Here is a 13,180-nt window from a genome sequence, read left to right as displayed (position 1 = left end):
GCTGTGGTTGCATGGCCTATAGCTTGGGGCGCCGCCCCATGATGAAGGACACGATGAACAGCACCAGGAACACGATGAACAGGATCTTGGCGATACCTGTGGCGGTGCCGGCGATACCACCGAAGCCCAGTACCGCGGCGATGATGGCGATGATCAGGAAGGTAATGGCCCAACTCAGCATGGTATTTCTCCTCGGTTGATGGAATAGCGCTTCAATGCCTTGGGGTCCATGCAGGCTTCATTGCCTCCACAGACCCCGGCACCGACTTCAGCTCTCCGTGCCGCCGACCCTCAGTGCATCGGCATTGACACCGCGCACGCCGCGGATGTTCTCGGCAGTCTCGACCGCCAGCGACTTCTCTGCATCAGTGGCCACCTGACCACTCAGGGTGACCTGGCCATTCTTGGTTTCCACGGAAATATCCAGGCCGTCGAGGTTGCTGCTGAACAGGAAGCTGGATTTCACCTTGCTGGTGATCCAGGCATCACTGATCGCTCCGCCGGCCTCGTTGGCGCGCTCCTTCGCCCGGTCGGTAGTGCCACCCTCGGCGCTGACGTTCAGCTTGTTGTCGACCTGGCGTACGCCCTCGGTGTTGCGTGCCAGCCGTTCGGCCAGCTCACTGCTCGCGTCCGTATCGGTACGGCCTTCCAGGGTCACCACACCATCGCGGGTAGTGACATTGATATCCAGGCCTTCGGTATTGCGATTCCACAGCAGCTTGGACTTCACCGTGGCGGTGGTGGTGGCGTCATTGAAACGCGTGGAAAAGGCCCGCCCTTCGGCATCATCGGCGCTGCGCTTCACCTCCTCGCCGCTGACCTGCAACTGATTGTCGACCTCGCGCACGCCATCCACGCCCAGCGCCACCTGCTCGGCCAGATCGCGATCCACTTCGGATTCGACTTCGCCGGTCAGGGTGGCGATGCCGTTCTCGACTTCCACATCGATGCTGAAGGGACTCAGGTGCCGGTTCAGGGCAAAGGCCGTCCACACCGAGCCTTCCTGACGCGCCTCGGTCAGTTGCCGGCTCAGGTCACCATCGGCGGCATGCGCGGCGATGGGGCTCAGGGCCAGGGCACCGACGGTGGCGGTGGCAATAGCGAGTTTCTTCAATGTATGCATTGCATGACTCCTTCTTGTCTGGCGGTAACCGCTCGAAGGTAATCATTGCAGTTGGCGTGCCAGCTTTTGGCGGAATAAAAGTCTTTAGTTATCAATTGGTTGTATTTTTTCTGCACGATAGCTGTCGTGCATGATGCAAGAACGCCCGGAAAATCATCGTGCAACTTGCACGGCCCGCCGCTGACTAATCATTCACAGGCCTTCAACGGAGCGGGCAATGCCAACCACCGATGCCAAAGACGGACGCATACTGCTGGTCGATGACGAACCGGCCATCCTGCGCACCTTTCGCTATTGTCTGGAGGATGAGGGCTACGAAGTGGCCAGCGCTGCCAGTGCCGCCCAGGCCGAAGCGCTGATCCAGGCCCAGGTATTCGACCTGTGCTTTCTCGATCTGCGCCTCGGCGCCGACGATGGCCTGGAGGTTCTCGCACGGCTGCGGGTGCAGGCACCGTGGATGCGGGTGGTGATAGTCACCGCGCATTCGGCGGTGGATACCGCGGTCAATGCCATGCAGGCCGGCGCCGCGGACTACCTGGTCAAACCCTGCAGTCCCGAGCAGTTGCGCCTGGCCGCGGCGCGGCAGCTGGAGGCCAGCCGCATGGCCGCCCGGCTGCAGACGCTGGAACAGCAGGCACCCAGTGCGGCGGCAGTGCTCGACTCCGATTGTCCGGTGATGATGTCGGTGCTGGATACCGCGCGGCAGGTGGCCGATACCGATGCCAATATCCTCATCCTCGGCGAGTCGGGTACCGGCAAGGGTGAGCTGGCCCGTGCCATCCATGGCTGGAGCACGCGCAGCAAGCGGCCCTGCGTGACCATCAACTGCCCGTCGCTGAGCGCCGAACTGATGGAAAGCGAGCTGTTCGGGCATGCCCGCGGTGCCTTTACCGGTGCCACCGAGAATACCCTGGGGCGCGTCAGCCAGGCCGATGGCGGCACGCTGTTTCTCGATGAGATCGGTGATTTTCCGCTGGCGCTGCAACCGAAACTGCTGCGCTTCATCCAGGATCGGGAATACGAACGGGTCGGCGACCCGCTGACCCGCCAGGCCGATGTGCGGATTCTCGCGGCGACCAACCGCAACCTGCAGGAGATGGTCAGCGAAGGCCAGTTCCGTGAGGATCTGCTGTACCGGCTGAACGTCATCACCCTGACCCTGCCGCCACTGCGTGAGCGGCCCGAGGACATCGTCACCCTGGCCGAGGGCTTCCTGGCCCGCTTCGTCAGCGACTATGGCCGGCCGGCCCGGGGCTTCAGCGACGAGGCGCTGGCGGCGCTGCAGCACTGCCGCTGGCCAGGCAATATCCGCGAGTTGCGCAATGTGATCGAGCGCGCCAGCATCATCTGCACCGCCGAACGGGTCGAACTCAGCCACCTGGGGCTGGACCCGGCACCGGCCGACAGTGTACCTCGGGCCGGCGCCCAGCTCAGTCTGGAGGAGCTGGAGCGCGCGCACATCACCGCGGTGCTGGGCAACAGCGAGACACTGGACCAGGCGGCGCGGATACTCGGCATCGATGCATCCACGCTGTACCGCAAGCGCAAGCAGCTCGGCCTGTGAAGCTGCGCAGTCGGCTGTTTCTCGGCAGCGGTGCGCTGCTCACGGTGGCGTTGATCGGTCTGCTGCTGGGTATCTTCAGCGTGCTGCACCTGACCCGGGCGCAGAACCAGACGGTGAGCAGCAGCCTGGGCAGCATTGATGCGGCCCTGGGTCTGAGCCAGGAGCTGAACCGCCAGGTGGCGCTGCTGCTGGCCGAGGAGCTGGACCTGTCGGCGATCCGTGCCTCCGACCAACGCTTCGATGACTGGCTGCGGCAGGCTGAACGGGAGATGCCCGACACTGCCGACCGCCGGGTTCTGGAGCAGTTGAGCGAGGCCTATTCGGCATTCGAGGACCTGCTGGCCGAGCCGCTGGCGGTGCGCCAGCAGATCCTGGGCAGTGACCAGTTCAGCCGGCATTTCAGTGCCATCCATGATCATATCGACAGCCTGCTCAAGCAGTACCTCACGCAGCTGCGCGCCGGTGAGCAACATGCCCGCGAGCGTGCCTGGCTGATTGCTGGCCTGCTCGGGCTGGTTGGCGCGGCGGTGCTGGTGCTCGGGCTGGTCACCGCGCACAGCAGCGCGCAGCGTTTCGGCCAGCCGATCGAGGCGCTGGCCGAGGCCGCGGACCTGATCGGCAAGGGCGATTTCCAGGTCACCCTGCCGGTCACTACGGTCGCTGAACTGACCACCCTGAGTCGTCGCTTCGGCCTGATGGCGGCCGCGTTGCAGCAGTTTCGCAGCAGTGACGTGGAGGCACTGCTGGCCGAGCAGCGGCGCCTGCAGGCGGTGCTCGACAGTATCGACGACGGCCTGTTGCTGTTCGATCGCAGCGGCCGCCTGCAGCATTTCAATCCGGTGGCCGGCCGCCAGCTGGGCTGCGATGTCAGTCAGCTCGGCCTGACCGCCGGCCAGGCGCTGCAGCGCGCGGAGCTGGACGAGCAGTTGTGGCAGGTGGCACGGGGGCAGGCCCAGTCCGGCGTGCTGGGCGACCTGCAGGTGGATGTGCACGGTACCGCACGCCTGCTGACCTACAGCATCACCCCGGTCAGTCATACCGGCGGGCGCCTGCTTGGCATGGTCATGGTGTTGCACGATGTCACCGAACAGCGTGCCTTCGAGCGCATTCGCAGCGAGTTCGTGCTGCGCGCCTCGCATGAACTGCGTACCCCGGTGGCCGGCATGCACATGGCCTTCGCCCTGTTGCTCGAACGCCTGCAGTTCGCCCCTGGCTCACGGGAGGACGACCTGCTGCGCACCGTCGATGAGGAAATGCACCGGCTGGTGCGGCTGATCAACGAACTGCTGGATTTCTCCCGCTACCAGAATGGCCTGCAAAGCCTGGAGCGCAGCCCCTGCGTTGCCGCTGAGCTGCTGGCCCAGGCTCGCGAGCGTTTTGCCGACCGTGCCGGCGAGCGTGGCATCAGCCTGCGGCTCGAATGTGCCGAGGGGCTGGCGCCGGCGCTGCTGGACCGGCTGCAGATCGAGCGGGTGCTGGACAACCTGCTGGCCAATGCCATCCGCCACAGCCAGCCGGGCGACGAGATCCGCCTGTATGCGGCGAAGCGCGATGAGCAGTTGCTGCTGGTGGTCGAGGACCAGGGCGAGGGCATCCCCTATGGCCAGCAGGCGCGGGTGTTCGAACCCTTCGTGCAGATCGGCCGCAGCCGTGGCGGCGTCGGGCTCGGGCTGGCGTTGTGCCGGGAAATCGTGCAGCTGCACGGCGGTCGGATCAGCGTATCCTCGCATCCCGGCACGGGCGCGCGCTTCGAGCTGTTATTGCCGTTCGCGGCGGCGTAGCATAGAACCATCAACTGCCTGGGCAGTCTGATTCTGTATATCCACCAACACAGCAGAGGTTGCCATGTTGCGTTCATTGATGCTGTTGTCGCTGCTGGTGGTGTTGGGTGCCTGTCAGGCCACCGGGCCGCGAGCGGATTTCGATACGACCCGGGATTTCAACCGATACCAGACCTGGAGCTGGGCCGAGACGCCGGTGACCTACGCCCCGGCCAACGATCCACGGCTGGCCAGTGACCTGACCACCCAGCGGGTCGAGGAAGCGGTCGCCGCCCAGCTGGATGTGCGCGGCCTGCGCCCGGCGCAGGATGCCGCTGATCTCAAGGTGCGTGCCTCGGTGGTGCTGGAGACCCGGCGGGACAATGTCACCACCCACTACGGTGGCGGTTGGGGCTACTGGGGACCTTACTGGGGCGGCCCCGGCTACAGCCAGACGCGCACCGTGGACTACCAGGTGATGACCCTGCAGATCGATCTGCTGGATGCCGCCGATGGCCGGCTGGTCTGGCGAGGCAGTGACAGCAAGATCGTTCGCGATCGCCTGTCACCCGCCGAGCGCAGTCAGGAAATGCATGAGCGGGCGGCACGTGTGCTGAGCAACTACCCACCCAACTACTGAGTCCAGTTCTGATCAGAAGTTGGCCGGCGTAGTGGCGCTGAGCAGCTCGCAGGGTTCGTCGAAGGGATTGTTGAAGCGGTGCGGCTGGCTGCTTTCGAAGTAGTAGCTGTCACCGCTGGTGAGGGTATGTACCTCGTCGCCGACGGTGAGTTCCAGCCGGCCGCGCACCACCATACCGGCCTCCTCGCCCTCATGCCGGAGCATGTCCGGACCGGTGTCGCTGGCCGGGGGGTAGATTTCGCGCAGGAATGACAGGCTGCGATCGGGGTGATCCTTGCCTACCAGCTGCATCACTACCTCGTTGCTGCCGATATCCAGCAGTTCATCGGCGCGGTATACCACCTTGCGCGGCTGGTTCGCCGTGGCTTCCAGGGAAAAGAACTCCACCAGCGACATGGGGATACCCGCCAGCACTTTCTTCAGTGAGCTGACCGACGGGCTGACGCTGTTCTTCTCGATCATGGAAATGGTGCTGTTGGTGACGCCGGCCCGCTTGGCCAGCTCGCGCTGGGACAGGCCCTTGTGTTTGCGGATGGTCTTCAGTCGGGCACCAACATCCAAGGTCGGAATCCTCGCAGAAAGGCAACGGTAGGCAGAGTCAGGTGGGGCGTATTGTTGCACGGCCGTGCATTATCTTCAACGCGCCCCACCCCGTCCTTCACTCCTGGTAGTGACGCGGCACGCGATTGAGGTTGCAGAACAGCTGGTAGGAAATGGTGCCGGCATGGCTGGCCACCTCGCCGGCATCCAGACCCTCGCCCCACAGCCGTACCGCACTGCCGAGACCGCTGCCGGGCAGGTCGGTGAGATCGACGGTCAGCATGTCCATCGACACCCGGCCGCTGATGCAGGTGCGCTGGCCGTCCACCAGTACCGGGGTACCGTCCGGGGCGTGGCGCGGATAGCCGTCGGCATAGCCCATGGCGACCACACCGATGCGGCTGGGGCGGCTGGTGACGAAGCGCGAGCCGTAGCCGATCGGTTCGCCGGCGGCGATCTGGTGCACGGCAATGACCCGTGAATCCAGTTGCATCACCGGGCGCAGTTGGGCGGCCTGGGGTTGCTCGAAGCCGAACGGACTGGAGCCGTACAGCATGATGCCCGGCCGCACCCAGTCACCATGGGCGCCGGGCCAGGCCAGCACCCCGGCCGAATTGCTCAGGCTGGCCGGACCTTCGAGGTCAGCGGTAGCGTCCAGGAAGGTGTCCAGCTGCTGCTCGGTACGGCCGGTTTCCGGCTCGTCGGCGCGGGCAAAGTGGGTAATCTTGGTCAGGCTAGCGACCTTGCTGCTGGCCTGCAGCTGACGCCAGATGGCGGGGTACTCCGCGGCGCAGAAGCCGGTGCGGTGCATGCCACTGTCGAGCTTGAGCCAGACGTGCAGCGGCTGGCGCAGGTCGGCCTGCTGCAGGTCGGCCAACTGGCCATGGTGATGCACCACCGGCCACAGCTCATGGCGGCAGATCAGCTCCAGCTCGGCGGCCTCGAACCAACCCTCCAGCAGCACGATGGGCTGGCGATAGCCGGCCTCGCGCAGTACCAGCGCCTCCTCGATGGCGGACACGGCGAAGCCATCGGCCTCATCATTCAACGCCGCAGCGCACTCCAGCGCTCCGTGGCCATAGGCATTGGCCTTGACCACAGCCAGCGCGCGACAGCCGGTCAGGCTTTTAGCCAGGCGGTAATTGTGACGCAGGGCGGACAAATCAATCAGAGCATGGGCTGGGCGCATGGTCAATCCACAGAGAAAACGGGCTGTTGGGAACGCAGGAACTGCATGGTGGCGGAAGCCGGCGGCAAGAATATCAAATTATCCGAGCCATGGTCGTAGACGTTGGTCGGGGCGTCGTGGCCAGTATAGGCTGAACAGCCTTCTGCGGCGGCGCAAATGCCGCTATCCTGCGCTTTGCATCGCTGTCAGCCAACGGAACCTCCATGTCACGCCAAGCCATACACACCGCCGATTACCCCAACTCCTACTATCTGGCCTCGCGCAATGCCGACCCGGCCTATGCCATCCTGCAGGGTGAGGAACAGGCGGATGTCTGCATCGTTGGGGGCGGCTTCACCGGCCTGAATACTGCCATCGAACTGGCCCAGCGCGGCCTGTCGGTGGTCCTGCTGGAGGGCCGGCGCATCGGCTGGGGCGCCAGCGGACGCAATGGTGGGCAGTTGATCCGCGGGGTCGGCCACGACCTGGAGCAGTTCACCGGGGTGCTGGGTGAGCAGGGCGTGCGCGAGCTCAAGCTGATGGGCATCGAGGCGGTGCAGCTGGTGCGCCAGCGCATCGAGCAGTTCGGCATCGACTGCGACCTGACCTGGGGCTATTGCGACCTGGCGAACAAGCCGCGTCATCTCGATGATTTCCGTGCCGATCGCGAGGAGCTGCTGTCGCTGGGCTACCAGCATGAGCTAACTATCGTCGAGCCGGATCAACTGCACAGCGTGGTCGGCTCCGATCGCTATGTCGGCGGCATGATCGACATGGGTTCGGGGCACCTGCATCCACTCAACCTGGCGCTGGGCGAGGCGGCCGCAGCGCAGTCGCTAGGCGTGCGACTGTTCGAACGCTCCATGGTCACCCGCATCGACTACGGTCCGACCATCACCGTGCATACCGATCAGGGCCGGGTCCGTGCCGCCCAGCTGATGCTCGGCTGCAATGCCTACCACAGTGGTATCCAGCCGCAACTGGGCGGCAAGGTGATTGCCGCCGGCAGCTACATCATCGCCACCGAGCCGCTGGCCCCGGAGCTGGCCCGGCAACTGATTCCACGGAACATGGCGCTGTGCGACCAGCGGGTGGCGCTGGACTACTATCGCTTGTCCGCCGACCGGCGCCTGCTGTTCGGCGGCGCCTGCCATTACTCCGGCCGCGACCCCGAGGATATCGCCGCCTACATGCGCCCGAAGATGCTCAAGGTATTCCCGCAATTGCAGGGCACCCGCATCGACTACCAGTGGGGTGGCATGATCGGCATCGGCGCCAACCGCCTGCCGCAGATCGGCCGCCTGCCCGAGCAGCCCAACGTGTTTTACGCCCAGGCCTACTCCGGCCACGGGCTCAACGCCACCCATCTGGCCGCGCGCATTCTCGGTGAGGCCATGAGCGGCCAGGCCAGTCGGGGCTTCGACCTGTTCAGCCAGGTGCCGCACATGACCTTCCCCGGTGGCCAGCGCCTGCGCGCGCCGCTGCTGGCGTTGGGCATGCTGTGGCAGAAGCTTAAGGAGGGGAGCTTCTGAGGCCGAGGAGCCGGTCAGTCGGCCGCTGGATCGTTCAACCGACCATGCGCACGACGGCCCGCGCGCCGGGTTCGACAGTGGCTTGCCAGGCTTGGCTGATGTCGGCCAGGGTGAACTCCTGGTAATCGGCCACCAGTTCCCCCGCTGCCGCCCTGGCCAGCATTGCCGTCAGGTGCTTCTGATTGTATTGCCGCAGTTGGGGCTTGCTGATGCTGCCCAGCCCGGAACCCATCAGGTTGATGGGCTGGCTGCGCAGCGTGCCGGAGGCCAGTTCGATATTGGCGCCTGCCATCTGGCCGATGGTGATGATGCTGACCGGCTCGGGGCAGTGCCCGGCGAAAGCCTGGAGCAGTATCTGCATGGGCTGGCCCCACAGGTAGTCCAGGACGATGTTGACCGGGCTGTGTTGCTGCACCTGGGTGAGCTGTTCAAGGATCCGTGCCGGGTCGTCGAGCAGCGAAATGCACTGGTCGGCGCCCAGTGCATGCAGTTGCTGCAGGGAGCTGGCGTTGCGGCCAGTGGCAATGATGCGACCGGCACCCCGTATACGCGCTGCCTGCACGGCCATGCGCCCGGAAACGCCGGTAGCACCGTTGATCAATACCACCTGGCCAGGTTGTATGTGCGCACGCTCTACCAGCGCTGCATCGGACCCCAATAATGCATTGGGTAACACGGCGGCCAGTGACGCGGGCAGGTTTTCCGGGACGCTCACGCAGTCCTGTTCGTCCACCAGGGCGTACTCGGCCAGCATACCGGTCACGCCCATGGCATACACGCGACGGCCATCCTCGGTACGGCCCACGCCATCCACACCCACGGCCACGGGAAATGCCGGATAACGGGTGTAGTGCTTGCCGCTGGCCTTCAGCTTGTCCAGCTGCTTGATACTGGCCGCTTCCATCCTGATCCGCAGCTGACCGGCTGCCGGTTGCGGGGCGGGCAGCTGGCCCAGTGTCGGCACCTGGCCATAGTCTGCCAGTACGGCGGCGTTCATGGTGTTCATGGTGTTTTCCTGGCGGGCGAAGCTGCTCAGTATATCGAAAGACCGCGGTGCAGCGATCAGCGCCTTGATGACTGCGCCGTATGTCGGTCGGCCCGTAGATATTTGATGGCCTCTTAAAGCGATTCGATATGGGCAATCATGCGCTGACGCCCCTCCTCGTCCGGCAGCCGTCCGCTGGCCGCACCCAGGTTGTCGATCAGGTGCCGCACCTGGCTGGTGGCCGGGGTGGCGCAGGTCACCGCCGGATGTGAGACCGCGAACTTGAGAAAGAACTGGCCCCAGCTGGCGATATCATACTCGGCTGCCCAGTCCGGCAGCGTGCGCCCTTCCACCAACTGCCACAGGCGGGTCCGACCGAATGGCAAATACACCAGCACACCGATCCCGCGTTCCTGTGCCAGTGGCAGGATGCGCTGCTCCATGACCCGATTGTCGACGGCATAGTCGATGCCGATGAAGTTCAGCGGTTCGCTGCTCATCAGCCGTTCCAGCTCCTGGTACTGCTCGGGGAAGGTGGTGGTCACGCCGATGTAGCGCAGCCTGCCCGCTTCCTGGTATTCGCGCAGCAGGCCGAGCTGGGTGGGTACGTCGCCCAGGTTGTGTACCTGGATCAGGTCCATTTCCGGTTTGCCCAGCCAGTCGAAGGACTGCTCGATCTGCGCCCGGGCTGCCGCCGGATCGGCCGAGCCACCGCCGCGCCCGGCGACATTGACCTTGGTGGCCCAGAACAGTTTCTCATTGAGCCCGCTGTCCCGGGCAATCTCGCCGGCTACCCGCTCGGCTGCGCCGTAGCTGGGTGCCGTGTCGAACACGCTGGCACCCTGCTCCACCAGGGTCTGCAGCAGTTCGCGCACAGTGGCGTTATCGCCCTCGCCGGCGATCCGCGAGAAGGAAGCCGAACTGCCCAGCCCGATTATCGGTAGCTGCTCGCTGGTGCCGGGGATGGTACGGGTGAGCAACTGGCGCGGGCTGTCGTCGGCCAGCAGCAGGCGGGGGTTGATGGCCAGTGCCACGCCGGTGGCGGCACAGAGTTTGAGGTAGTCGCGTCGCGTGATCATTGTTGTTGTCTCCTGGTCGCGGAAGGTGGGTCCGGTGTATGCGCCGGGGTGGTGGGCAGCGTATCTGCCTGTGCGGCGGCGAGCCGCTGCTGGGCTCGGCCCAGCCACAGGCCAAGCGCCGCCCAGGCCAGTGCCAGCGGGATGGCGACGCTGGCCAGCCCGGCCAGGCCCATGCCCAACCGGCCGAGCAGGCCCTCGAGCTGGGCGCCGAGTACATCGCCGCCACGGTAGCCGAAGGTATCGATGAAGGCCTTGGATTTGTACTTGTCCTCACGGCTGACCACGGTATACAGCGTCTCGCGCGCCGGCCGGGTCAGCGCCCGCTGGATCGCCCGGAACGCCGCCTCGAACAGGATCAGCACGGCCAGGCTGGCGACCATGGCCAGGCCGATGAAGCCCAGCATCACGGTCAGCGGCAGCAGCATCAGGGTCACAGGGACGCCGAAGCGCTTCATCACCCGCCCGGCGATCAGCGTCTGCAGCAACAGGGTGGTCAGTTGGGTGAGCAGATCGATGCGGGCGAACAGTGTGGTGCGCATATCCATGTCATCACCGAGCGCGGCGACCATCTGCAAGCGGGTGAAATACAGCAGGGTGGCCATCAGTGTCATGCAGATCACATAGCCGGCAATGCCCAGCAGGTAGCGTGAGCGGAACACCGCCTTGAGTCCCTGCCAGGCACTGCCGCCGATCACCGCCTGCTGCTCGGTAGCTGGCCCCATGGGCTGCGGCTGGCTGCGGGCCACCGCCCAGGCGGCGAGCAGGGCCAGCAGCAGGAACCCGGCCGAGATCAGCAGCAGCGCCGGGGTACCCAAAGGCGTGGCCAGCAGCGATGCCAGCCAGGGGCCGAAGATCGCCCCCAGCGTGCCGCCCACGGCGATCAGCGCGAACAGCCGCTTGCTCTGCTCCAGGGTGAAGCGGTCGGCCATCAGCGCCCAGAACAGCATGGTGGCGAACAGGTTGAACACGCTGAACCAGACATAGAACACCTGGCCGCTGAGTTCGCCGACCGCCTGCGGGGTCAGTACCAGCAGCAGATGAAAGCCGACCAGGCTGAGGGCGAAGAACACATAGGTGGCGGCAATGAACTGCAGCCGCCGAAAACGGCTGATCAGCCAGCCGAACAGCGGGTTGACCAGCAGGGTGACCAATGCGGTGCCGATGAACAGCCAGCGTACCGCCTCGATGCCGCGCTGCATGCCCAGGGCGTCACGCGCCGGACGCAGGATCATCAGCGCGGTGAGTACGCAGAAGAAGAACAGTACCGCCAGCAGCACCGGCACGGCCTCGCCCCGGCGCAGGTTGAACAGGGCATCGAGGCGCTGGCGGACGGGCATCATCCGTTGCGGTCCACTGCGCATAGCGCCCAGGGCAGCTCGGCGATGCGACATGGCTGGGCGCTGAGGTCGATCAGTTCGCCATTGCTCGGTATCAGTCCACCGATGCCCAGGCGCCTGGCGAAATCCATATGCGCCTGCTGATGGTAGAGCTCGCCGTGTACCGGCAACAGGTAGCGTGGGCGCAGCCAGTCATATAGCTGGCGCAGATCCTCCTGCGGCGGATGCCCGGAGGCATGGATGGGCGCCATGTCGTCATCGATGATATGCACGCCCTGCCCCTGCAGTTGCTGGCGGATACGTTCCAGCGGCAGTTCGTTGCCGGGAATCAGCCTGGAGGAGAACAGCACGCTGTCACCGGCCTCCAGGGTCAGTTGCGGATGGCTGCCGCTGGCCAGCCGTCCCAGTGCCGCCGCGGGCTCACCCTGGCTACCGGTGCAGACCCAGAGTTGTTGCTCCCGGGGTAGAAATCCCAGCTCCCAGGCACCGATAAAGCCCGGTCGGCTGCGCAGATAGCCATGGGCCCGGCCATGGCTGTGCATGCGCAATAGGCTGCGCCCAAGCAGTCCGGCGTAGCGGCCAGTGTCCATGGCGATGTCCGCCAGGCTGTGCAGGCGCGCCAGGTTGCTGGCGAAGCAGCTAACGATCACCCGCCCGTGGCAGCTGCGTATGGCATCTGACAGACCATCCTGCACGGCGGCTTCGGAGCGGCTGGCGCCGGTGTTGGGCGCATTGGTGGAGTCGCCGATCAGCACATCGACGCCCTCCCGGCCAATGGCCCGCAGGCGGCCTTCGGCGGTCAGCTCGCCAACCAGCGGCTGGGCATCCAGCTTCCAGTCGCCGCTGTGATACAGGCGCTTGCCGGCAACCTGCAACAGAATGCCGTGGGACTCGGGGATCGAGTGGGTGACCGGAATCCATTCGGCCTGGAAGTTGCCCAGGCCAATGGCCTGTAGCGGTCTGATTTCATGCAGCGGCGGCCAATCCAGGTTCGGCGCCAACCTGCCGCGGATCAACTGCGCGGTGAACGGACTGACGTACAACGGACAGCCAAGCTCACGCCAGAGGAAGGGAATGGCGCCGATATGGTCTTCATGGCCGTGGGTGATGAGCAGCGCACTGAGCTGGATGTCGTGTTTGCTCAGGGCGCTGAGGCTGGGTACCGACACGCGGTTGTCACCGCTGGCGGTGGATTCCAGGGCCACTCCGCAATCGATGCCAATCCACTGTCCGCCGGAGCCATACAGATACAGATTGGCGCCGAACATCCCGGCGCCGCCGAGAGCGACGAAGAAAGGACCGGACTGGCGGTGCAGTTGATCGAAACGTGGTGCAGGCATGCGCGACTTCCGTCATGGGCTCAGGTACAGCTTAGCAGCACGGCCAGCGGGAGAGTCGATGTAAGGTTTGAATGCCTGCTGCACAGCAAATGCGCCGGACTCTAATCCTTGG

Annotated in this window: 12 protein-coding genes; 4 read left to right on the top strand and 8 right to left on the bottom strand. The window is 65.1% G+C overall.

What is annotated here, in order from left to right; translation table 11 throughout:
* Positions 1-16 precede the first annotated feature (16 nt).
* On the bottom strand, positions 17-181 hold the full coding sequence (locus tag H6X51_RS01760; RefSeq protein ID WP_105644136.1) for a DUF1328 domain-containing protein: 165 nt from the start codon (positions 179-181) through the stop codon (positions 17-19).
* Between the two features lie 87 nt (positions 182-268).
* Positions 269-1,123 carry a BON domain-containing protein gene (locus tag H6X51_RS01755; RefSeq protein ID WP_185265803.1) on the bottom strand — a complete coding sequence of 285 codons (855 nt, stop codon included), beginning with the start codon at positions 1,121-1,123 and terminating at the stop codon, positions 269-271.
* 217 nt (positions 1,124-1,340) lie between these two features.
* Between H6X51_RS01755 and algB the strand changes: the two genes are divergently transcribed.
* From algB to H6X51_RS01740, 3 genes are all read left to right on the top strand, one after another.
* Positions 1,341-2,687 (top strand): sigma-54-dependent response regulator transcription factor AlgB, encoded by a 1,347-nt coding sequence (gene algB / locus H6X51_RS01750; RefSeq protein WP_185265802.1) that lies wholly within the window; start codon positions 1,341-1,343, stop codon positions 2,685-2,687.
* Complete coding sequence (locus H6X51_RS01745) at positions 2,684-4,468, top strand: ATP-binding protein (RefSeq protein ID WP_185265801.1); 1,785 nt, start codon at positions 2,684-2,686, stop codon at positions 4,466-4,468. Before algB ends, H6X51_RS01745 begins: the two co-directional genes overlap by 4 nt.
* Before the next feature lie 64 nt (positions 4,469-4,532).
* Positions 4,533-5,087, top strand: a complete 555-nt coding sequence (locus tag H6X51_RS01740) for a DUF4136 domain-containing protein (protein ID WP_185265800.1) — start codon at positions 4,533-4,535, stop codon at positions 5,085-5,087.
* A 12-nt stretch (positions 5,088-5,099) separates the two neighbouring features.
* Here the strand turns inward: H6X51_RS01740 and H6X51_RS01735 are convergent, their stop codons facing one another.
* Positions 5,100-5,648: a cupin domain-containing protein gene (locus H6X51_RS01735; RefSeq protein ID WP_185265799.1), complete on the bottom strand. Its 549-nt coding sequence runs from the start codon at positions 5,646-5,648 to the stop codon at positions 5,100-5,102.
* Between the two features lie 97 nt (positions 5,649-5,745).
* A complete protein-coding gene (gene alr / locus H6X51_RS01730) occupies positions 5,746-6,816 on the bottom strand; it encodes an alanine racemase (protein ID WP_185265798.1) in 1,071 nt (356 codons plus the stop codon).
* 203 nt (positions 6,817-7,019) lie between these two features.
* Here alr and H6X51_RS01725 point away from each other — a divergent pair, with 203 nt between their 5' ends.
* The gene (locus H6X51_RS01725) at positions 7,020-8,327 is read left to right on the top strand and encodes an NAD(P)/FAD-dependent oxidoreductase (RefSeq protein ID WP_185265797.1); all 1,308 of its coding nucleotides are present in this window, start codon (positions 7,020-7,022) and stop codon (positions 8,325-8,327) included.
* Positions 8,328-8,361: 34 nt separating this feature from the next.
* Here the strand turns inward: H6X51_RS01725 and H6X51_RS01720 are convergent, their stop codons facing one another.
* The 4 genes from H6X51_RS01720 to H6X51_RS01705 all read right to left on the bottom strand — a co-directional run bounded on the left by H6X51_RS01720 (position 8,362) and on the right by H6X51_RS01705 (position 13,068).
* Positions 8,362-9,333 (bottom strand): quinone oxidoreductase family protein, encoded by a 972-nt coding sequence (locus H6X51_RS01720; RefSeq protein ID WP_221627168.1) that lies wholly within the window; start codon positions 9,331-9,333, stop codon positions 8,362-8,364.
* A gap of 113 nt (positions 9,334-9,446) precedes the next feature.
* Positions 9,447-10,391, bottom strand: coding sequence for an aldo/keto reductase (locus H6X51_RS01715; protein ID WP_185265796.1), 945 nt, complete (start codon positions 10,389-10,391; stop codon positions 9,447-9,449).
* Positions 10,388-11,731, bottom strand: a complete 1,344-nt coding sequence (locus H6X51_RS01710) for an NTP/NDP exchange transporter (RefSeq protein ID WP_185265795.1) — start codon at positions 11,729-11,731, stop codon at positions 10,388-10,390. Before H6X51_RS01710 ends, H6X51_RS01715 begins: the two co-directional genes overlap by 4 nt.
* Positions 11,728-13,068, bottom strand: coding sequence for a ribonuclease J (locus H6X51_RS01705; protein ID WP_185265794.1), 1,341 nt, complete (start codon positions 13,066-13,068; stop codon positions 11,728-11,730). Before H6X51_RS01705 ends, H6X51_RS01710 begins: the two co-directional genes overlap by 4 nt.
* Positions 13,069-13,180: the final 112 nt, after the last annotated feature.

The sequence above is a fragment of the Halopseudomonas xiamenensis genome, from assembly GCF_014219065.1.
GTDB lineage: Bacteria > Pseudomonadota > Gammaproteobacteria > Pseudomonadales > Pseudomonadaceae > Halopseudomonas > Halopseudomonas xiamenensis.
The sequence above is the reverse complement of the archived record's forward strand: the minus strand, read 5'-3'. Positions and strand labels throughout refer to the sequence as shown.

Bases quoted from the DNA above. Each gene is read 5' to 3' on its own strand.
- H6X51_RS01760 (WP_105644136.1), bottom strand. From the start codon at position 181: ATGCTGAGTTGGGCCATTACCTTCCTGATCATCGCCATCATCGCCGCG.
- H6X51_RS01755 (WP_185265803.1), bottom strand. From the start codon at position 1,123: ATGCATACATTGAAGAAACTCGCTATTGCCACCGCCACCGTCGGTGCC.
- algB (WP_185265802.1), top strand. From the start codon at position 1,341: ATGCCAACCACCGATGCCAAAGACGGACGCATACTGCTGGTCGATGAC.
- H6X51_RS01740 (WP_185265800.1), top strand. From the start codon at position 4,533: ATGTTGCGTTCATTGATGCTGTTGTCGCTGCTGGTGGTGTTGGGTGCC.
- alr (WP_185265798.1), bottom strand. From the start codon at position 6,816: ATGCGCCCAGCCCATGCTCTGATTGATTTGTCCGCCCTGCGTCACAAT.
- H6X51_RS01725 (WP_185265797.1), top strand. From the start codon at position 7,020: ATGTCACGCCAAGCCATACACACCGCCGATTACCCCAACTCCTACTAT.
- H6X51_RS01720 (WP_221627168.1), bottom strand. From the start codon at position 9,333: ATGAACACCATGAACGCCGCCGTACTGGCAGACTATGGCCAGGTGCCG.
- H6X51_RS01715 (WP_185265796.1), bottom strand. From the start codon at position 10,391: ATGATCACGCGACGCGACTACCTCAAACTCTGTGCCGCCACCGGCGTG.
- H6X51_RS01710 (WP_185265795.1), bottom strand. From the start codon at position 11,731: ATGATGCCCGTCCGCCAGCGCCTCGATGCCCTGTTCAACCTGCGCCGG.
- H6X51_RS01705 (WP_185265794.1), bottom strand. From the start codon at position 13,068: ATGCCTGCACCACGTTTCGATCAACTGCACCGCCAGTCCGGTCCTTTC.